General features: G+C 32.4%; 24 protein-coding genes, 7 tRNA genes, 2 pseudogenes and 1 riboswitch. Of the genes and pseudogenes, 2 read left to right on the forward strand and 31 right to left on the reverse strand.

Going from position 1 to position 20,417, the window contains the following annotated elements; translation table 11 throughout:
- Positions 1 to 86: 86 nt before the first annotated feature.
- The gene (locus tag NMU03_RS02195; protein ID WP_290140918.1) at positions 87 to 728 is read left to right on the forward strand and encodes a PTS sugar transporter subunit IIA; all 642 of its coding nucleotides are present in this window, start codon (positions 87 to 89) and stop codon (positions 726 to 728) included.
- Here the strand turns inward: NMU03_RS02195 and NMU03_RS02200 are convergent.
- The 23 genes and pseudogenes from NMU03_RS02200 to NMU03_RS02305 form a co-directional block, all read right to left on the reverse strand.
- Positions 725 to 1,219, reverse strand: coding sequence for an AEC family transporter (locus NMU03_RS02200; RefSeq protein ID WP_353956731.1), 495 nt, complete (start codon positions 1,217 to 1,219; stop codon positions 725 to 727). The genes NMU03_RS02195 and NMU03_RS02200 overlap by 4 nt on opposite strands.
- A complete protein-coding gene (locus NMU03_RS02205; RefSeq protein WP_290140920.1) occupies positions 1,171 to 1,644 on the reverse strand; it encodes an AEC family transporter in 474 nt (157 codons plus the stop codon). The genes NMU03_RS02200 and NMU03_RS02205 overlap by 49 nt, the downstream gene beginning before the upstream one ends.
- Before the next feature lie 35 nt (positions 1,645 to 1,679).
- Positions 1,680 to 3,149, reverse strand: coding sequence for a glycoside hydrolase family 1 protein (locus NMU03_RS02210; RefSeq protein ID WP_290142406.1), 1,470 nt, complete (start codon positions 3,147 to 3,149; stop codon positions 1,680 to 1,682).
- A complete protein-coding gene (locus NMU03_RS02215) occupies positions 3,091 to 3,783 on the reverse strand; it encodes a MurR/RpiR family transcriptional regulator (RefSeq protein WP_290140921.1) in 693 nt (230 codons plus the stop codon). The genes NMU03_RS02210 and NMU03_RS02215 overlap by 59 nt, the downstream gene beginning before the upstream one ends.
- Positions 3,784 to 3,814: 31 nt before the next feature.
- Positions 3,815 to 3,958, reverse strand: a complete 144-nt coding sequence (locus tag NMU03_RS17495; protein WP_353956650.1) for a hypothetical protein — start codon at positions 3,956 to 3,958, stop codon at positions 3,815 to 3,817.
- A gap of 100 nt (positions 3,959 to 4,058) precedes the next feature.
- Positions 4,059 to 4,325, reverse strand: coding sequence for a hypothetical protein (locus NMU03_RS02220; protein WP_290140924.1), 267 nt, complete (start codon positions 4,323 to 4,325; stop codon positions 4,059 to 4,061).
- A gap of 20 nt (positions 4,326 to 4,345) precedes the next feature.
- Positions 4,346 to 5,191, reverse strand: a pseudogene (locus NMU03_RS02225) (PTS sugar transporter subunit IIC); the annotation flags it as partial.
- Positions 5,192 to 5,203: 12 nt separating this feature from the next.
- Positions 5,204 to 5,653 (reverse strand): hypothetical protein, encoded by a 450-nt coding sequence (locus NMU03_RS02230; RefSeq protein ID WP_290140927.1) that lies wholly within the window; start codon positions 5,651 to 5,653, stop codon positions 5,204 to 5,206.
- 212 nt (positions 5,654 to 5,865) lie between these two features.
- Positions 5,866 to 6,684 (reverse strand): Mrp/NBP35 family ATP-binding protein, encoded by an 819-nt coding sequence (locus tag NMU03_RS02235; RefSeq protein ID WP_290140929.1) that lies wholly within the window; start codon positions 6,682 to 6,684, stop codon positions 5,866 to 5,868.
- Between the two features lie 23 nt (positions 6,685 to 6,707).
- Entirely contained in the window at positions 6,708 to 7,568 is an 861-nt protein-coding gene (locus NMU03_RS02240; RefSeq protein WP_290140932.1) for a YitT family protein, read from the reverse strand.
- 70 nt (positions 7,569 to 7,638) lie between these two features.
- A complete protein-coding gene (locus NMU03_RS02245) occupies positions 7,639 to 9,513 on the reverse strand; it encodes a heavy metal translocating P-type ATPase (RefSeq protein WP_290140934.1) in 1,875 nt (624 codons plus the stop codon).
- 82 nt (positions 9,514 to 9,595) lie between these two features.
- Positions 9,596 to 9,814: a cation transporter gene (locus tag NMU03_RS02250; protein ID WP_290140937.1), complete on the reverse strand. Its 219-nt coding sequence runs from the start codon at positions 9,812 to 9,814 to the stop codon at positions 9,596 to 9,598.
- A gap of 17 nt (positions 9,815 to 9,831) precedes the next feature.
- Positions 9,832 to 10,191 carry an ArsR/SmtB family transcription factor gene (locus NMU03_RS02255; RefSeq protein WP_290140939.1) on the reverse strand — a complete coding sequence of 120 codons (360 nt, stop codon included), beginning with the start codon at positions 10,189 to 10,191 and terminating at the stop codon, positions 9,832 to 9,834.
- Positions 10,192 to 10,346: 155 nt separating this feature from the next.
- Positions 10,347 to 10,928, reverse strand: coding sequence for a non-canonical purine NTP pyrophosphatase (locus tag NMU03_RS02260; protein ID WP_290140942.1), 582 nt, complete (start codon positions 10,926 to 10,928; stop codon positions 10,347 to 10,349).
- Positions 10,929 to 11,255: 327 nt separating this feature from the next.
- A tRNA-Gly gene (locus tag NMU03_RS02265) sits at positions 11,256 to 11,328 on the reverse strand.
- A gap of 3 nt (positions 11,329 to 11,331) precedes the next feature.
- Positions 11,332 to 11,414 (reverse strand) — tRNA-Leu (locus tag NMU03_RS02270).
- Positions 11,415 to 11,421: 7 nt separating this feature from the next.
- A tRNA-Lys gene (locus NMU03_RS02275) sits at positions 11,422 to 11,496 on the reverse strand.
- Positions 11,497 to 11,503: 7 nt separating this feature from the next.
- Positions 11,504 to 11,579: transfer RNA gene (locus tag NMU03_RS02280), tRNA-Thr, on the reverse strand.
- Between the two features lie 8 nt (positions 11,580 to 11,587).
- A tRNA-Val gene (locus tag NMU03_RS02285) sits at positions 11,588 to 11,663 on the reverse strand.
- A 3-nt stretch (positions 11,664 to 11,666) separates the two neighbouring features.
- A tRNA-Glu gene (locus tag NMU03_RS02290) sits at positions 11,667 to 11,742 on the reverse strand.
- 7 nt (positions 11,743 to 11,749) lie between these two features.
- Positions 11,750 to 11,825: transfer RNA gene (locus NMU03_RS02295), tRNA-Asn, on the reverse strand.
- Positions 11,826 to 11,909: 84 nt separating this feature from the next.
- Positions 11,910 to 12,251: a hypothetical protein gene (locus NMU03_RS02300; protein WP_290140945.1), complete on the reverse strand. Its 342-nt coding sequence runs from the start codon at positions 12,249 to 12,251 to the stop codon at positions 11,910 to 11,912.
- Between the two features lie 46 nt (positions 12,252 to 12,297).
- Positions 12,298 to 13,497 carry an aminotransferase-like domain-containing protein gene (locus tag NMU03_RS02305; protein WP_290140948.1) on the reverse strand — a complete coding sequence of 400 codons (1,200 nt, stop codon included), beginning with the start codon at positions 13,495 to 13,497 and terminating at the stop codon, positions 12,298 to 12,300.
- A 108-nt stretch (positions 13,498 to 13,605) separates the two neighbouring features.
- Here NMU03_RS02305 and NMU03_RS02310 point away from each other — a divergent pair, with 108 nt between their 5' ends.
- Complete coding sequence (locus tag NMU03_RS02310; protein ID WP_290140951.1) at positions 13,606 to 13,944, forward strand: hypothetical protein; 339 nt, start codon at positions 13,606 to 13,608, stop codon at positions 13,942 to 13,944.
- On the opposite strand, the gene NMU03_RS02315 is transcribed toward NMU03_RS02310, so the two are convergent.
- The 8 genes and pseudogenes from NMU03_RS02315 to hprK all read right to left on the reverse strand — a co-directional run bounded on the left by NMU03_RS02315 (position 13,861) and on the right by hprK (position 20,416).
- On the reverse strand, positions 13,861 to 14,565 hold the full coding sequence (locus tag NMU03_RS02315) for a hypothetical protein (RefSeq protein ID WP_290140953.1): 705 nt from the start codon (positions 14,563 to 14,565) through the stop codon (positions 13,861 to 13,863). The genes NMU03_RS02310 and NMU03_RS02315 overlap by 84 nt on opposite strands.
- Entirely contained in the window at positions 14,562 to 14,825 is a 264-nt protein-coding gene (locus NMU03_RS02320) for a MerR family transcriptional regulator (RefSeq protein ID WP_290140956.1), read from the reverse strand. Before NMU03_RS02320 ends, NMU03_RS02315 begins: the two co-directional genes overlap by 4 nt.
- A 77-nt stretch (positions 14,826 to 14,902) precedes the next feature.
- Positions 14,903 to 15,646, reverse strand: a complete 744-nt coding sequence (locus NMU03_RS02325; RefSeq protein WP_290140959.1) for an amino acid ABC transporter ATP-binding protein — start codon at positions 15,644 to 15,646, stop codon at positions 14,903 to 14,905.
- A gap of 8 nt (positions 15,647 to 15,654) precedes the next feature.
- Positions 15,655 to 16,377, reverse strand: a complete 723-nt coding sequence (locus NMU03_RS02330) for an amino acid ABC transporter permease (RefSeq protein WP_290140961.1) — start codon at positions 16,375 to 16,377, stop codon at positions 15,655 to 15,657.
- A 3-nt stretch (positions 16,378 to 16,380) separates the two neighbouring features.
- Positions 16,381 to 17,205: a transporter substrate-binding domain-containing protein gene (locus NMU03_RS02335; RefSeq protein WP_290140964.1), complete on the reverse strand. Its 825-nt coding sequence runs from the start codon at positions 17,203 to 17,205 to the stop codon at positions 16,381 to 16,383.
- Between the two features lie 63 nt (positions 17,206 to 17,268).
- A riboswitch (Lysine riboswitch) is annotated at positions 17,269 to 17,438 on the reverse strand.
- Between the two features lie 87 nt (positions 17,439 to 17,525).
- Positions 17,526 to 18,587 carry a GTP pyrophosphokinase gene (locus NMU03_RS02340; RefSeq protein WP_290140966.1) on the reverse strand — a complete coding sequence of 354 codons (1,062 nt, stop codon included), beginning with the start codon at positions 18,585 to 18,587 and terminating at the stop codon, positions 17,526 to 17,528.
- 89 nt (positions 18,588 to 18,676) lie between these two features.
- Positions 18,677 to 19,519 carry a prolipoprotein diacylglyceryl transferase gene (lgt, locus tag NMU03_RS02345; RefSeq protein ID WP_290142261.1) on the reverse strand — a complete coding sequence of 281 codons (843 nt, stop codon included), beginning with the start codon at positions 19,517 to 19,519 and terminating at the stop codon, positions 18,677 to 18,679.
- Positions 19,482 to 20,416, reverse strand: a pseudogene (gene hprK, locus NMU03_RS02350) (HPr(Ser) kinase/phosphatase). The gene lgt and the pseudogene hprK overlap by 38 nt, the downstream one beginning before the upstream one ends.
- Between the last annotated feature and the right edge of the window lies 1 nt (position 20,417).

Consider the following 20,417-nt stretch of genomic DNA (forward strand, 5'->3'; position numbering starts at 1 on the left):
TATGTGGTTTAGGTGGTGGTGCGCAAGATTTATCAAGCTATTTCATATTACAACGTTTTGAAAATCAAATTCAGATTGTCAAAACATTGTCATACTATAAATTACCAGATGAAGATTTATCAGCCTATGACTTCATCATTTCCACTGTTCCCATTCATAAAACACTTTCAATTCCTACACTCAATCTATCCCAAATTATTACCAATGATGATCTCGAACAAATCCATACCTTTTTACATTACCAATATCATCAAGATATTCTCAAGACTATCTTTTTGCCTCAACTCTATCAAGATCATGTAATTGCTCATCATAAAAAAGATGTAATCAAAGCTTTTTATCATCTTTTAAAACAACAATTTCCTCAAATCAAAGAATCTTTTCAAAGCCATATGAATGATTCTCAATATCATCAATTCACATTATTTCCTAATCAGGTCGCTTTGATAGCACTTAATAAACCTTTAACCAATAATAATATGTTATCGGTCTTAATCTTAAATAAAAGCATTATGTGGAATAAAAAAGAAATCAAAATGATTATTCTCTTTTCATGTAGTGATCCACATCATTTTATTTTAAATACACTCATGGATACATTGAAAAGTTTAACAACTTGCAATGATATTATGGATATTTATCAACATGTTGACTATCCGACTTTTTTAAAAACAATTTTGAAACATGAAAAAAACTCCTTTAATCAAGGAGTTTCAATCAATTTCTAAAGTAAAAAAGCAACAATAAATGGAATGGTGACCACAGAAAATAAGGTTGTCATAAAAACCGTTTTAGCAGCTAAAACCACATCACCATGATATTCAGTTGCAAATAAAACCGCACTATTTCCTACTGGCATGGCTAAATTGACTAAAGTCACACCTTGAATTAAAGGGTCTTGAATGAAAAAACAGATAATGGGAAAGGCAATAAAAGGTAAAACAATTTGTTTAATGAATGTATAAGGATAAATAATCCACTCACTGAAAATATCTTTCATTCGAATAGAAGCTAATGACGCTCCAATTAATATCATTGCCATAGGAGTTGTCATATTTCCTACACTTTCACAGGCAGATACAAAAAACGATGGAAAAGTGATACCAGAAAAATAAATAATGATAGCTAAAATAGAGCTGATAATACCTGGAGAAAGTAAATTCTTAGGTTCTAACTTAATTTTTTCTCTTGTCCATATCCCATCAGTAAAACACCTAATGTAAAGACTTCTAAGTTAAATAACATATTAAAGATAGCTGTATAAAAAACAGCAGTATTTCCAAAGATTGCTTTCATCACAGGAAATCCCATAAAGCCTGTATTGGAAAAAATAGTCATAAAAATAAACAAGCCCTGATGTGGTTTTTGAATACGCATCAACTTCACAATAATAAAGCTGATAATTGGCAACAACAAATACACAATAGTCGCTACCAAAAGCACATATAAAACAACTGTCTTTGATGTATCACTGCCAGAAAAAACTGAAGAAAGAATCAAGCAAGGTGTTGTAATTGATAAAACAATGAAATTCAATTTCTTATTCACAGTTTCATCAAGTACACCTTTTTTCATCATCCCATATCCTAAACTCATCATTAAAAACAATTGAATCATCTGATTCAAAACAACTGTTATATCCAATCTTTTCTCCCCTTAAAAAAGAGTAACAATGATTGTTACTCTTCATCAAACAGACAAGCTCCATTTGTTTCAATCACTTTTTTATACCAATCAGATGATTTCTTTTTATATCTCTTATATGTTCCATTGCCTAAATCATCACAATCTACATAGATAAATCCATAACGCTTGCTCATTTGTTTTGTTGATTCACTGACAATATCTATACATCCCCATGATGTATATCCCATTAAATCAACACCATCAATCTCAATCGCATTTAACATTTCTCTAAAATGAACATCAAAGTAATCAATGCGATATTGATCATCCACAGTTCCATTAATCAATTCATCTTTTGCACCTAATCCATTTTCTACAATGAATAACGGTTTACGATAACGGTCATATAAATCAACCAATGATACTCTTAGTCCAATTGGATCAATTTGCCATCCCCAGTCACTTGCTGGTAAGTATGGATTTTTTACAGCAGTTACTGTATTTCCTGCAGCTGTGTCCAAACCATCCGTAGATTTTGCTGAACATGAAGACATATAATAACTAAATGATACGAAGTCTACTGGATATTGCTTCATTATATCCAAATCTCCTTCTTCCATCTTGATATGAATACCTTCATTTTTAAACTTCGCAAGCAAGTAAGCTGGGTATTCACCAAAGACCTGTGTATCACTATAACAGTATGTACTTCTCATATCCTGTTGTGCTTGTAAGACATCTTCTGGTTTACATGTGTATGGATAGTATGTAAGCTTTGTCAACATACATCCGACTTTTGATCCTGGTATGATTTCATGACAGATTTTTGTCGCTAAGGCAGAAGCAACAAACTGATGATGCATCGCCTGGAATATCACTTCCTGGAAGTTTCTTCCTGGAAAACGATCTTCTACAAGTCCTCCTGTTGTATAAGGATGTCTAATCATTGAATCAACTTCATTAAAAGTCAACCAGTATTTAACTTTATTCTTATATCTTTCACAGATGACCTTAACATATTTCACAAACATATCTACAACTTCTCTTGATGCCCATCCATCATAGTTCAAGACAAGATTGATTGGTGGTTCATAATGTGACATTGTGACTAATGGTTCAATGCCATATTTTAAACATTCATCAAAGACATCATCATAGAATTTCAACCCTTCTTCATTAGGTTGTTCATCATCCCCATTAGGGAAGATTCTTGACCAGGCAATGGACATTCTATAGACTTTGAATCCCATTTCAGCCATTAAAGCAATATCTTCTTTATAATGATGATACCCATCAGAAGCACGTCTTTTTGGATAAAGTGAATCATCTGTTGATTTTAAAGCTTCTTCAATATCTTGTGTTGTGATTGAATTGTGAGCTTTGTAATTTTGAACATCAACATCAAAATGGTGTCTGGCGCAATCAGAAACACTGATTCCTTTGCCACCTTCATTCCATCCACCTTCATATTGATTGGCAGCAGTGGCTCCACCCCATAAAAAACCTTCTGGAAACTTTCTCATGTTCTTTTCTTTCTTTACCATGCCTGTCTTTCACCATGCATGGTTTTGTTCTTTCTTCCATTTCATCATATTTTGTACATAAAATATAACTCATAATAATATCTAAAACATACATTGTGGACATCGAAAAGACAGTATTCGAAAAAGCAAGTGTAGATGGTGTCGTTTTGATATATAACACTTCATCACATAACTGAGCTAATCGCTGATCTTCTTCTCTGCCACAAATACATAATGTTTTATGATGGTATCTTTTTAATCTTTTCGCAGTATCAATGATATCAGGGTTTTTACCCGTATGCGAAATTAAAATATTAAACGGCTTTTGATTTTTCAACTCATTACGTTTCATATACTCCCAATATGCACAATTAAAAGCATGTGCATCAATGCCAATATCCATCATCTTATAACAAGCCATATTTGCAATATCATAATTTAATCCTTCTCCATAAATGTCTACACATTTTGAAGATTTAATATAATTAATACATCTGATGATTGTATTACGATCAAGAAAACTTTTCGTTTGTTCAAAGCTTCTCGCATAAAGTGACGGAATCAACTCAATCACATCATCAACAGTTGTATTCTTAGAAAAAGGTTCTTCCGTTAAAGCATAATTCAGTTTCATCATCATTGCATACTCAGAGGCATAAATGGTCTTAAAGTCTGCATAACCTTTGACCCCCCAAAAAAACTTTTTGGCACAAGCGTATAATTGTCGAGGCACTGGTATAACTGGCTTTTGCTAGTTGTGAAGCATTCATATTTAAAACTGCTTCAGGATTTTGAACGATATAGTCCACGACCGCTTTTTCCTATAAAGTTAAGTTGGGTATGACTTGCAATTTATCAATAATCATCTTTCATCACCAGCTTTATTTTACTACAAATCATCAGTCTTTTTCAAATAAAAGAAAGAAGGGTTCCTATAAAAGCAATTTCTACTAAAGTCTGTGCCACTTTTTCCGTAATCACAAAACCTGAATCCTTCTTCCAGACACGATACATTCCATATGGAGGAAAGATAAAAACGAAAACATAAGTTAAGAGTTTATATTTCGTAAAAGGATGAATATCACTAGGATTTGGTTTGTTTAATTCATCTCTTAATTCACGGATATGTGCTTTACGATATTCAGTTCTGGCACGACGACTTTTCTTTGTTGCCATATAAGTTCCCCTTCCTCTTATTAAGCTTCTACTTTTTGTTTATTACTAATTAAAACGAATGGTAAATATATAACGAATGATAAACAAATACAAATAAATTGTGTAATCACAGCGCCAATATTTCCACCTGTACCTAACCATGCGATTAACAATGGTGGTGTTGTCCAAGGTACTGCGTATACCATCATTCCACAGAATCCAATTGTTGTCATAAAGTATGCAAATGTTGCACTAGCAATTGGGGCAAGAATAAATGGAATTGCCATCATTGGGTTCAAAACAACTGGTAAACCAAATGTCATTGTTTCATTAATATTGAAAACACCTGGAAGCAATGATAATTTCGCAATTGTTTGATAATCATCACGTTTAGAGAAAATCAAAATCGCAACAATTAAACCAATTGTACATCCAGCTCCACCACAAGTTGTAAAGCAGCTAATAAATGTATCATTTAAAATATATTGAGGTGTTTGTCCATTAGAAACAGCTTCCGTATTAGCAAGAATAGCTTGTAAAGTTGTTGCCTGATAAACTGGTTTCAAGACATTTGTACCATGAATACCAATAACCCAGAAACATGTAGATAAACCAAAGATTAATAAATAACCTGGTAAACCAGTTAATAAACCTGTTAATGGTTTTTGAATCACTGCATTAATAGCTTCTGAAATTGTATATGAAGTTGCATATTGGAAGATCATACCAAAACCAGACACAATTAAAATTGTAATAACTGCAGGTAATAACAATTCAAATGTTCCTGCAACATTTGGTGGTACAGAATCTGGCATCTTGATTTTTAATTTTCCACTATTGGCGATACGACAATAAATTTCTACTGAAACCAATGCGGCAATCATTCCTAAGAATAATCCTTACGCACTTGTAAATTCTCTAGATAAGACGTTTGTAACAACAATAGGATCCCCAACACCTTCAACAGTTGTTGTAACACTTGTTGTACATAAAGAAACAAAGCTTCCTAAAGCCACTAATGGTGTAATGAATTCATTACGATTAAAATAACGTGCATATTCTAATGCGATTAAAACAACAACACCAATTGTCATGAAGTTCAATGTTGCATAATTGGCAGCAGTAAACATTGGTGTTAAAAGTTCAAGCCAAGCCATTCCTGGTAACTTTGCTAATGAAATACCTTCTGTTGTTGTAGAACAAACAACATTAGAAAACAAAGTACAAAACGCACCAGCAATAATAATTGGTAATAATGCTGTGAAAGCATTTTTGATTGCTGACATGTGTCTTTGATTAGATATTTTTGAAGCAACGACTAATAAAGCTTCAGAAAATCTATCAATCATTTCTTATTCCTCCCTTTTTTATTCTCATATGTGCACATTGATAAGATGTCACTATTTTATAAAAAGAAAGCGTTTTCTCAATAATTTCAAAAACGTTTGGATATAAATTTCAAGGCAATCGACAAAAAAATAAAAATATTGAAAATCATATCCATAAATTGACATTTTGATACAAAAAAGAACCAGAAAACCATTGGTTTCTAGTTCAACTTTTAAAAGAATTGAATCTGTTTTTCAAATTCATCCAACCATGATGAATCATAATTTTCAATCATACCCATATCAGATAATTGTGTTAATTCACTGTCTAAAGGCAATTGCCCTAAAATATGTAAATCATATTTTTGAGCCACATCCTGTAAATGACTTTTTCCAAATACAAAGATTTTCTTGCCACAATCTGGACACTCTACATAACTCATATTTTCAACAATTCCCAAAATAGGAATATTCATTGTTTTTGCCATATTAACAGCTTTAGAAACGATCATACTGACAAGTTCCTGTGGACTTGTCACAATCACTATACCATCTAATGGTAATGACTGAAAAATTGTTAATGGGACATCTCCTGTACCAGGAGGCATATCGACAAACATATAATCAATATCTCCCCATTGAACATCACTCCAGAATTGTTTAATCATTCCCGCTAAAATCGGTCCACGCCAGACAACTGGTTCTTCACTATCATTCAACAAAAGATTTGTTGACATAATGCGTGTTCCTTCAAGTGATGTAGCTGGAATAATAGACTCTCCATTAGAATAGATTTGTGTGCCTTCTACTCCAAAAGTTTTCGCAATGGATGGTCCTGTAATATCACCATCTAAAACAGCACATCGATAACCAGCACGTTGTTTTAAAACAGCCAATAAAGATGTGATAGAAGATTTCCCAACACCACCTTTTCCACTGACAACGCCAATCACTTTTTTAATATGGGAATCTTTGTTCATCGGTGCTAAAAAACTTCTTTCTTGACAATCTTCCTGACATGATTGACAATCATGATTACAATCTTGACTCATAATTTATCCTCCTTTGTTTTCTATTATGATTCAATATATTCTTTTTTAAACGTAAAGCCACGTCCTTTGACTTCATTTACCTTGCTGACAACCATAAAAGCATGTTCATCAATATTAAGGACTAAATGATTTAATTTTGGCAATTCACGATTAGAGATAACAGTCATCACAACAGGATATTCATTCTTCATATATCCTGAAATAGACTTCAACATCGTTGTGCCACGATCTAATTCTTGGATAATCATCTCATTAATACGTTCATATTCTTTAGAAACAATCATCACTTCTGTTTGAGCTTTCCCAACAACTAAAACTTTATCTAAAACAATTGTATATGTCGCAACTAATACAATACCATATAAAACCATTTCTCGATTGGTATAAAAGATCTGCATTAATAAAATCAAAAAATCAAAAGCATACATAGATACTGAAATAGGAATACCTGTTTTTTTATTAATAATCAATGGCGGTATATCCATTCCACCTGTTGATGCATTACATTTAATGACAATGCCAATCGCACTTCCAATCATAACACCACCAAGTAATGCTGCCAATAATGGATCGCTTGTCATTTGGGTATAACCAATTGTTTTTTCAAATACACTTAAAATAAATGGATAATAAAAGGTACTGATTAATGTTGTTAGGGCAAAGGCTTTTCCTAAGATAAAAAAACCTAATAAAAACATTAATAAATTAAAAACCGATAAAAATAAAGTCATTTGAATACCAAACAAATGGTAAGCACCTATTGATAACCCCGTAGAGCCACCGGTAATTAAGCCATTAGGAACAATAAATAATAATACAGCTAAAGCATAAATTGTATTTCCTAAAAAAACACCGGCAATATTTTTGATGAATTTATAATTCATAAATAACTTCCTTTCTACTCAGGAATCTATTATATCATGTTGAAATAGAAAAGAAAAGGTAACAACGCTGTTACCTGATCTTTAAAGCACGTGTCGCATTAATGACTGCAATGACCATGACACCTACATCTGCAAAAATAGCTAACCACATATTGGCAATACCTATTGCTCCTAAAATCAAACAAATAAATTTAATAGCTAAAGCAAAAACAATATTTTCTTTGACAATACGTAATGTTTTTAAAGAAATCTTCATTGCTAAAGATATTTTCGATGGATCATCATCCATTAAAACAATGTCAGCTGCTTCAATTGCGGCATCAGAACCTAATGCTCCCATTGCGATTCCAATATCAACACGGGATAATACTGGTGCATCGTTAATTCCATCACCAACAAAAGCAACTTTTTCTTTTTCGCCTTTACAAGCTAAGACTTCCTCAACTTTCGCAACCTTATCAGCTGGTAAAAGTTCACTATATACATAGTCTACACCTATTTCTTGTGCAACTTTATTGGCAGCTTGTTTTGTATCCCCAGTCAACATAATTGTTTCTTTGATACCTTGTGATTTTAATGACTGAATCGCAACCTTAGAAGTTGGTTTTACAACATCACTAATCATAATACATCCTGCATATTTTTGATCTACGGCTACATAAACAAGCGTTCCAGTCTGATATTTTTGTGAAATCTCAATATTCATTTTTTGCATTAATTTTTCATTACCAACATAGACTTGATGTCCATCAACAATAGCACTGATTCCATGACCAGCAATTTCTTCAATATCATGTACATTTTCACGTTCTAATTTTTGTCCATAAGCTTTTTGTAAACTTAAACTAATCGGATGACTTGATGCCATTTCAGCATGCGAAGCATAATATAACAATTGTTTTTCATCAAAATCTTGAGTGGCATCTATTTGTGTCACTTCAAAAACACCTTTTGTAAGTGTTCCGGTTTTATCAAAAACCATATATTTCGTACTGGCTAAAGCCTCTAAATAGTTAGAACCTTTAACCAAAATACCATTCGTTGAGGCACAACCTATTCCTCCAAAGAAACTTAAAGGAATAGAGATCACTAAAGCACATGGACAGCTTATAACAAGAAATGTCAAAGCACGAATAATCCAATCACCCCATGAGGCATTCTGCCCCATTATCATCAAAACAATCGGAGGAATAATGGCTAGTGCTAATGCACTATAACAAACTGCTGGTGTATAGTATCTGGCAAACTTCGTAATAAAGTTTTCTGAACGTGATTTTTTCATACTTGAGTTTTCTACCAAATCAAGAATTTTAGAAACGGTTGATTCTTCAAATTCTTTGGTTGTCTGGACTTTAATTACACCACTCATATTAATAAAACCACTAATCACTTCATCCCCTGTTTTGGCATCTCTTGGAACACTTTCACCGGTTAAAGCACTGGTATTAAAAGTCGTATTACCTTCGATGATAATACCATCAATCGGTACTTTTTCACCTGGATTGACAATAATCTCACTACCTACTTCCACATCATCAGGATCGACTTTTTCCAATTCTCCATTAACCATCACATTGGCATAATCAGGACGAATATCCATCAAAGCCGCAATATTACGACGACTCTTTCCAACCGCTACACTTTGAAACAACTCTCCAATCTGATAAAACACCATAACCGCAACACCTTCTCTAAACTCTCCTAAGCACATGGCTCCAACTGTTGCGACTGCCATTAAAAAGTTTTCATCAAAGACTTGTCTTTTGAGAATTCCCTTTATGGCTTTTCTTAAAATATCATAACCAATAACCAAATAAGGAATCAAATATAAAACAATTTCTACATAAATATTAACAGAAACAAATGTTGTCAAAACACCAATCCCTATTATCAAAACTACTGATAACAAAATACGATAAAACACATTCTTTTGTTTCTTTGTCATAAAAACGCTCCCTTTAATTTAATATATGTTCATTTATTCATATGTTACCCTTGCAAATTCCCTCTTAACGAGGGAATCTTTATTATAAATAAATTTCACAATCATCTTCAACAACTTTACAGTTTTGATACGCTTCTTTCATCACTTCATCAATATTAACACCATCTTCAAATTCTACTTTTAATTTTAATGTCATAAAACTTAATGTCGCATCTTTCACACCTTTTGTTTTCTTCACTGCTTCTTCCATTTTGGCTGCACAATTGGCACAATCCACTTCAACTTTATATGTTTTTTTCATCCTTAAAATCTCCCTTCTTATTCCTCTACATGTTCCATACCCATTGCCATAATTGTTCTGACATGATCATCATCCAATGAGTAAAAAATAATTTTTCCTTCACGTCTAAATTTAATTAACTTACTATCCTTTAAAACTCTTAACTGATGACTGACTGCTGATTGACTCATTCCTAAAATTTGAGCAATATCACCAACGCATAATTCACTTTCAAATAATGCATATAAAATTTTAATACGTGTCGTATCACCAAAAACTTTAAATAAATCAGCCAATTCATAAAGATATTCATCATCCGGTTGTTTATCCTGAACTCTTTTGACAACATCTTCATGGACAGCCAGAAAATCATTTTGATTATCTTCTTGTCTATTCATAGCATCTCTCCTTTTGAATATATGAACATCTTTTCATATATAAATATATACTATCTCTATATCCTTGTCAATGTCTTTTTATAAAAAATATATAAAAAGCCCCCTCAATTAGAGTGCTTACATTTCTCTATAAACAAAAATACTTTTTTATAAAATCAATACATTCTTTTTTCAAATACAAATCCCATTGTTTTCATATCTTCATCAGTTAAATCAGTATAATATTTTTGGGTAATGGGATCAATTGTGATTGTATCTAAGGGATTTCCTCTATGAGGATGCTTGAATATTTTTGATGTCAGAATAAAAGCATCTTCTTTGATTTCAATTGTATTTAATCCTTTTTCACTCATAAGAGCCAAACCGGTAATATAATAACCAATTGTTTGTCCACCAATAGATTCAATAAGATGAGTATAATATTCAATCATTTCATCAACAGATAATTCTTGACCATTAACACGTCTAACAAATAATCCTGGTTGTTTGTCTTCCGGTATATTTTCAATATATAATCCTGAATCAGCACCAATTGTAGGAATATGTGTATATTCAAAATATGCCTGTGCTTTTTTGATTGCATTTTCAATTGCACTCTGACCATCTTCTACGATTTCTAATTGAATTCCTAAATCTTTCGGTGTCACAATTTCTATTGGTAAACCTTCTAATCTCCTTTTCATATTGTAGATTTTAGAATGATTGTGCGTTGCATATAATAATTTTATCTTCTTCATCTCCTGCCTTTTATTTTAGCACTTTCCTTTATTTATTAAAAGTCAGGAAATGAGAACATATCCGAAATCACGTTTTTACATTTTTAAATACATATATAATGATAGTAACTTTAACAAAACAATTGACTTATCTTTTGATTAATAGTATTTTTTTGTAGAAAAAGAGTATACTCTTATAGGTATGTTTTCTTGCCTCTTGTGGCGAGATGTGCAGATTGATGCGGAGCCATGTCCCTTTCTTTGTTATTTTATTAAAAAAGATTGAATTTTATAAGAATAAAAAACTCTAAAACCTATATAAAAAATGGCTTTAGAGTATCTTTTAAATGGAGCGGGTGATGGGAATCGAACCCACGTAGTCAGCTTGGAAGGCTGAAGTTCTACCATTGAACTACACCGCAGATGGTGCGGATGACAGGACTTGAACCTGCACGCCGAAGCACTAGATCCTAAGTCTAGCGTGTCTGCCAGTTTCACCACATCCGCATGTAAATGGTGACCGCAGGCGACTCGAACGCCTGACCCTCTGATTAAAAGTCAGATGCTCTACCTACTGAGCTAGCGGGTCATAAATATGGTGCCGGCTAAAGGACTTGAACCCTCAACCTACTGATTACAAGTCAGTTGCTCTACCAATTGAGCTAAGCCGGCATAAAAAATGGTGGAGGTTAACGGGCTCGAACCGCTGACCCTCTGCTTGTAAGGCAGATGCTCTCCCAACTGAGCTAAACCTCCATATGGTGACCTGTACGGGATTCGAACCCGTGAATGCATGCGTGAAAGGCATGTGAGTTAACCGTTTCTCCAACAGGCCACAAAAATGGCGCTTGAAGTAGGACTCGAACCTACGACCGATCGGTTAACAGCCGATTGCTCTACCAACTGAGCTATTCAAGCATATTTCATATTGCTCAAATATATTATCATATCATATCTCTGAATGCAAGTCTTTTTTTAAAAAAATAGAAGTCTTTGCGACTTCTATAAAAACTCTCCATTTTTACCCCAATTTTCAAATTCTTCAATAGAGAGATATTGTTGTTGAACAGGTATTTTTGTAATACGTTCTACTTCTTTTAATAATTTTTCAGCAAATTCTTTTTTATATGCATATTCTGTTGTATGAAAAAGCTGACATGATATTTTCATACAATCCATTTCCTGTCCTCTAAAATACATCACTTGGTTATCTTCTATATGAATCATCAAATTTTCTTCCTTTTTTTGAGGTAAGATAGAAATGAGTTCTCCAGCACTTTCTTTCAATGCTTTTTCTTGATTTAATGTTAGTGTTTTTGTTGTTGTAAATGTTATATACGGCATACAATTTTCCTCCCATTTATCAATTATATATGAATCAACTTAAAAATTATGACGAAATTTTTGACATTTCATAAGTTAATTCACCCAATATTTGAACACCTTCAATAATCTTTTCATCAGTTGGTGTCGAATAATTCATTCTAAAGCTATGACACTCTTTTGAATCATCATCTAAAAAGGCATTACCTGGTACAACAGCCACATTTTTTTCTAATGCTTTTTTGACAAATGTCAACATATCAATGCTTTCTGGTAAAGTAACCCAAATAAACATTCCTCCTGTTGGAATCGTATATTGAATTGAAGGATGGAAATGTTTCTTCATTTCATCTACCATTAAGTGACATTTCTTTTTATAAATCATTGAAATCCTATCAATATGAGCATCCATATCATAATCATGAAGATAACGAGCCATGACCTTTTGTGCCCAAAGATTTGAATGAACATCACTAGCTTGTTTAGCAACCGTCATTTTTTGAATAATCGCTTGTGGTGCTATACAACAGGCAATACGCATACCCGGAGCAATAATCTTAGAAAGACTGGCTGCATAAATGACCAAACTATCTTCATCCATTGATTTTATAGATGGCACAGCTTCTCCAGCAAATCTTAAATCCCCATAAGGATTATCTTCTAAAATCAAAACACCATATTCTTTCGCAAGTGCTAACACTTCTTTTCTGACTTCTAATGACATTGTCATTCCTGTTGGATTTTGAAAATTAGGTATCAAATACATAAATTTAGGTCTTGGTTCCATTGATAAAGCTTGTTTTAAGTCTTCTAAATCCAATTGTCCATCTTTATATTCAATACCTCTTAAAACAGCTCCTAATGATTTAAAAGCATTTAAAGCTCCTAAAAAACTTGGATTTTCACAAATCACAACATCACCTTCATTACATAAGGTTTTCGCTGCAAATTCCATAATCTGTTGTGAACCAGAAGTAATAATCATTTGGTCCCCATCTTTTGTCACTTGTTCATAACGATTAAAAAACTTCGTTGCCTCTCTAAGTAATTCCTGATCACCCTCAGTAATTCCATACTGTAAAATACTGATGGGTTCATTTTTTAATAAATCAGCTGATATTTTTTCAATTTCTTTAACTGGAAATGCCTCTGCTGAAGGATTTCCACCAGCAAAACTAATCATATTGGGATCAGCCGTTGCCTTTAATATTTCCCTAATCGCAGATGCTTTGACATTTGACATACGTTTTGCAAATTGATATTCCATCATAAAACCCCCTTATCATATGTTTTATTATAAACCAATTTTGTGATAATAACTAGATATTTATGAAAACAAGATATATAATAGAGATAGAGATAGGTGGTGATAATTATGCAAGTGATTGTAGTTGTTTTAAATAAACTTGATTGCTTAGATGATTTACTTGCAAATTTAAAAAGAGCAGGTGTGCGTGGGGGAACAATTATCGAATCGACTGGAATGATTAAAAGCATAGATGATTCTGATGAAAGTTACTTACTTGGTTCATTGCGTTTATTCTTAGAAAATCCTCGTCCTGAAAGTAAAACAATTTTCTTTATTGTTGATGATGGTCAAGTAGATTTAGTAAGAAAGACAGTGGATGATTCAGTGGGTGGTATTGATAATCCAAATACAGGTATTGTTTTTGGACTTCCATTGACATTTGCAGATGGTTTGATGAAAAAATAAAGCTTCGACTTTATTTTTTCTTAGCCGAAACTTTGCATCATAATAAAGATTTAATTCTTGACAGACTCTTTGATTCAAATCTATCAAGCGTTGATAATAATAAGCATAATCCTGAGACAAATCACACATGGCAGGTAATAAAATATCATAATAGCCACTATTTCTTAATCTTATTTTCATTTTTCTTTGGGGATAGGATAATATGCGATACCACCATTTCTGTTGTAATTGATAGTTTTGTAAACATAACTGTTTCATTTTATCAGAAACATCCTCTTGTTCTAATAATTGATTCTTATAAAGATTAACATCATGCCATCCTTGTTTAAGCTGTTGTGTATTGGTTTTTGATAAAAAGAAAAGAATGCGATAGAAAAAAGGTATCTTTATTTCAAAATGATTCCAGAAATCAAGAATACGTAAATAAGCTTCCTGTTGTTTTGATGTTTGAATTGTCACATGGAGGTAGCTTTCAAAATGTTCATAAAACATTTCAAAAAATGGTTGAGGAATACTATCTTTCATGACTTGATAAATATCAGTTATACATCCTGTATATTCTTGCTGATTGTTTTCAATATAGTTATACATCTGTTTTAAATTCTCTTGCATATAAGTCATTTGTTTTTGTCTTTGTTGATATATTTTTGTAAGTCGTCTTTTTTTGAATCTTCGTCTAAATCCAATAAATAACGAATATCCTCAATACTTATATCAAAGCTACGATACATCACAATTTCTTGAATCCTTTGAACATCTTTCTCACTAAATTCACGATAACCATTTTGATTTTTATGAGTCTTAATCAAATGTTGTTTTTCATAATAATAAATTGCTTTTTTTGTGATATGACAAGAATCACAAATTTCCTGTATCTTCATCTTCATCACCTCCATCATTATCATAAACTATCCTCTTAGGGCATAGTCAACAAAAAAAGTATCCCGAAAGATACTTTTTAATCATTTGTTTTTAAATAACGTTTTAAGAAAGTACGTGTACGCTCTTCTCTTGGATGTTCAAAAATATCTGTTGGTGTTCCTTCTTCTACAATCACACCCTGATCCATAAACACCACATGTGAAGACACATCTTTCGCAAATTCCATTTCATGTGTTACCACAATCATCGTTAAACCTTCATTCGCTAATTCTTTCATGATAGCTAAAACATCGCCAACCATTTCAGGATCCAATGCACTTGTCGGTTCATCAAACAAAAGGACTTCCGGACTCATGCATAAAGCTCTAGCAATCGCTACCCTTTGTTTTTGTCCTCCTGATAATTGCACACTGCTTTGATTTGCAAAACTTAACATCCCGACTTTTTCTAAATATTTCAAAGCCATTTGCTTGGCTTCTTCTTTACTACGTTTTAAAACTTTCATCTGTCCAATCATACAGTTTTCTAAAACTGTTAAGTTATTAAACAAATAAAACCCTTGAAATACCATTCCCACACGAGAACGATATTGATTGACATGAAAACCACGCCCTAAAATATCTTCTCCATGAAACAAGATATGTCCATCATCTAATCTTTCTAATAAATTGATACAACGTAATAATGTTGATTTCCCACTACCACTTGAACCAATAATTGTAACAACTTCACCTTTATGAATATCAAAATTAATATCATGCAAAACTTCTAAATGTTTAAAACTTTTCTTTAAATGCTGTACTTGAATAATTGCTTCCATATAATCTCCTAACTACAAAAATCCTTTGTTTGTTTCACTGTATTCATTCTTTTTTCAATATAATTCAAAATAAAGGTGCTGATTGTTGTTAAAAAGAGATAAATGATTGCTGATACCAAAAATGTTTCAATATATTTATAATTTGATCCAGCAACTGAAGTTGTCTGAAAATATAATTCTGTTACAGAAATAACATTCAACATAGAACTATCTTTAATATTGACAATCAACTGATTTCCAATTGATGGGAAAGTATTTTTAATTGCTTGTGGAAAAATAACAGAAACTAATGTTTGAGTTGTTGTCATACCAATACTTTTCGCAGCTTCTGTTTGTCCAACGTCCACAGATTGAATACCAGCACGAATAATCTCAGCCATATAAGCTCCAGTATTAATTGAGATAATAAATAAAGCAGCTGTCATTGAAGACCAATTAATCACTTGTCTTAATAAATGAAATATAAACATCGCCTGAACCATCATTGGTGTTCCTCTAAACACCCAAATATAAAAACCTGTTAATAATTTTCCAATACGTTTCAATACTTTGACAACGGTAGAATCATAGTCATTGATTTCAATAGCTCTCACTCCACCAGCAAGTAATCCAATCAAAAATCCACATACTGTTCCGACAATCGCAAACAGTAATGTTATCTGAACACCATAACTAAAGAGTGAAAAATTTCTTTGAAAGATCTCCCACGCTTTTGCAAAATCAATACGCATACATTATTCTCCTGCTGGCTGTCTTGTTACAGCATCACTCATTAATTGTTTTCTTTCATCTGTTGTAATCTTATCTAAAGAGGCTTGTACTTTTTTAAAGAATTCACTATCTCTTGTTCCTTCTTTTAAACCAATAGATACTGTTGTATCACATTCAAATCCTTTGCCTTCATCAAATTGAACAACTGTTAAATCATCATTAGCTGCTAAAACACCTTCAGCAACTGCCATTTCAGCTGTAATACCATCAACATCACCTTGTTGTAAAGCAACAACCATTTCTGGATAAGTTGCTTTTGGTGTCACATGGTTGACACCTTTGATTTGATCAATGACATCATCATAATTTGTCCCTTTTTGTCCAACAACATTCTTTCCACTAAATTGTTGAATATCAGTAAATTTAGCTTCTTCACTATCTTTACGAACAATCATAATCATACCTTCACTATCATAATAAGGTTCTGTAAAATCAATACCTTCTTCTCTTGTTTCATCGGCTGTCATTCCCGCAATAATCGCATCAATTTCCCCTGATTCTAAGGCAACTGGTAGACCATCCCATGAAATCTTTTTAATGACAAGTTCCATTCCTAAATCATCAGCAATCTTTTTGGCAATCTGCACATCATATCCATCAGCATATCCAGCATTCCCTAAAGATACTGTCGTTTCACTTTCTTCACTAACTTGCCAGTTAAAAGGTGCATAACCACATTCCATTCCTACTACAAATTGTTCTTTTTCACTTGTTGCATTATTACTTCCACAACCAAATAAAAGTGAAGCCATCAAAGTAGCCATCATAACTTTTCCAAATTTTTTCATTTTTATTTCTCTCCTTTTTATTATCTAAAAATAAAAGTCGTGCTATTAACACGACTGAGTCATCATATTAATAGCGCCTCTCCATCATGATGGAGGAGTGTTATAAGTATTCCCTATAACCCCAAGATAACAATTTGCCAATAGTCATCTTTCGGCAATGATTACCTTTCCTATTTTTCTTCGTCTGCCAACTCCAAATAGTACTCTGATGCATTGCTGCCTCTAATTCTTTTATTTTCATGTCTTATGCTATATGTTTTTTAACATCTTGTCAACTTTTTTCACATCTTTTTTATAAAAAATTCCCATAAATCCATCATTTATGAAACACTGACCTGTTTTTCTTCGATAATTTCTTTTAAAGTCCGTAAACGTTCAATACTTTCTTTTGTAAAAATATCTTCTGGATCGGCTGATCCTTCATTGGCCAACATCACAAGTGAAATCCAAATCAATACATTATAAATATTAATTTTTTGATTTTCTTTAGAATTTTCTATACGTTCACGCGATAACCATTCAATTTCTTTTATATGATTTTCTACAAAATCATCTAATTCATTAATATAAGTATAACCCATATAATGAAATCTTTGGACTAATCGTGATTGTGAAATCAATTCTGAATCGCGTTCAAACTGAAATTGAAATTCCGTGTGTAACTTTTCTAAAATATTATTTATGCGTGGAGAAGTATTGACATATTGAGCTAATGAATTGGCATTAATATCGGTTTTTAAAACTTTTTCAATATGCACAATTCCTTTATTATATTCATCTACTTCTTTTGCAATCTGTACAAACTCTTCATCTAATAATTCTAATGATGCTGATAATCTTGTTAAACGACGGCGAATATCTTTAGGTATTTCATATTGTGATTTATAACCTAACCCATGTTCAATTTCTGCCCATGAATGTTGCAATGTTGTACGAATCTGTAATTCAAAAACAATATCTTTATAGGCTGAATATTCAATCAATTGACATCTTTCATCATTAAACTTAATCAATAAATGTAAAGAATTGTACCCAAAATCAATACGATCATCATAATTCTTCTTTCTTTTATCATTATATTCTACAATATCAAAATTATCTTTTACACACTCATAAATACGATCCACATCATTTTCAAATAAAGTAATAATACGACAAGCAACAACATCTGTAATTTGTGAAATATCACGATATTTATTTTTATATGTAATCTTTTTCATTAAAGCATCTTCACTTTTAATACGAATAGCCATATTAGAAATACGAAAATGGTGTGTTTCAATAATACGGGTAAAAATATCATCAATATCATGTTTCAAAGAACGATAAACATCCTGATTATCATGATATTGTTTAATAATTTTCTTTGCAGAGTTATGCATAAAATCACCTCATGTTTCAATTATATACGTCTTATATGAAATGTTCATGAACAAACACTTAAAGAAAAAAATGTGGACGAGTCCACATTTTAACTTTGATTCATATCACTGATTTTCTTGCCTTTTAAATGCACATAAACAATGCCAACAAGACCTACAATCAAAAAGGCAATCGATACAAGTTGAGCCATGCGAATAGGTCCAAACATTAAACTATCAGTACGCATGCCTTCAATAGGAAAACGAACCAAACCATAAAAGACAAAGTAACTAAAGAACTGAGTCCCTATATGTTTTTGAAATCTTCTCACCACAAAGATAATCAATAGAAAAGCAATCACATTTCCTAGTGATTCATATAAGAATGTTGGGTGGTGATAGGCACCATTGATATACATATTATCAATAATGAATTGTGGAAGATGTAGTGATTGTAAAAACTCTAAACTCACTTCTCCTCCAAAAGCTTCATGATTAAAGAAATTTCCCCATCTGCCAAATGCTTGGGCAATTAAAACACCAGGCATAATAGCATCACCTGCGACTAAGAAAGGAATATCATGCTTTTTAAAAAAGTAATAACTGTATATTAATCCGGAGAAAATTCCCCCTTGAATGGCTAAACCTCCATGCCAAATCGCAAAGATTTCCATTGGTGATGAGGCATATAATTCATCGAAGGTAAAGATGACGTACCAGATTCTAGCTCCCACAATACCAATTAACAGTAAAGCTAGAAAATAATCTGATAGGATTGTTGAAGAATATCCTAATTGTTTAAAACGATATTGTCCTAAAAAATATGCAATACAAGCCCCTGTGAGAATACAAACAGCATACCATTGAATATGAAGTGGTCCAATGGATACAAAAGTTGAAAAATCTTCAAAAATGTCATGATGATTTATTTTTAATATTGTCAAGAATACGATTGACAAATTCTTTACTTGAATCGAATCCTGAATCCTTTAATTGCATATTCATCACAGCTGCTTCAATGATTGCTGACATACTACGTCCTCCCGTCACTGGTACAACAATCTTAGGAATTTGGATGCCTAAAATATCTTCCATAACATCATCTTCTTCCATGCCTATTCTCGTATACTCACGTGATGGTAACCAACGTTCTAATTGAATAATTAAATCAACATTATCTTTTGGTAAAACAGATGCCACCCCAAACATTTTAGAGACATCAATAACCCCTATTCCTCGTATTTCTAATAAATTTCGTAAAACTTCTGGTGCACGTCCAACAATTCCTTGACCAATATGATAAAGTTCTACTGCATCATCAGCAATCAAGAAATGTCCACGTTTGATTAATTCTAAGGCTATCTCTGATTTTCCAATCCCACTATCACCACGAATAACAACACCCTTACCATAAATATTTAAGAAAACGCCATGCATTAACGTTTCTGCAGCTAACGCCTCATCTAGTGTTCCAGTTAAATCAATAGATACACGTCCGGTTGCCTGTGTTGTTTCAAAGATAGGAAAATTTCTTTTTATAGCGATATTCTTTAATATTTCTGGGCATTCATAACCCTTAGCAATAATAATACATGGTGTTTCATCATTCGCTAATTTAGAAAAACAAGCTAATTGTGATTCCTTACTCATTTCCTTAACGAATGATATTTCTTTTTCACCAAATAAAATAATTCTTCTAAAATCAGTATGTTTAAAAATCCGGCCAATTCAAAACCTGGACGATTCATTTCTGGCACAAAGACTTCTCTTTCTAATGCTGATTCATCGCCTGATATTTGATGATACAAAGTTGGTTTCAATAAATCTTTGATTTTGACTGACTTTCCCATG

Source organism: Allocoprobacillus halotolerans, assembly GCF_024399475.1.
Taxonomy (GTDB): Bacteria; Bacillota_I; Bacilli_A; order Erysipelotrichales; family Coprobacillaceae; genus Allocoprobacillus; species Allocoprobacillus halotolerans.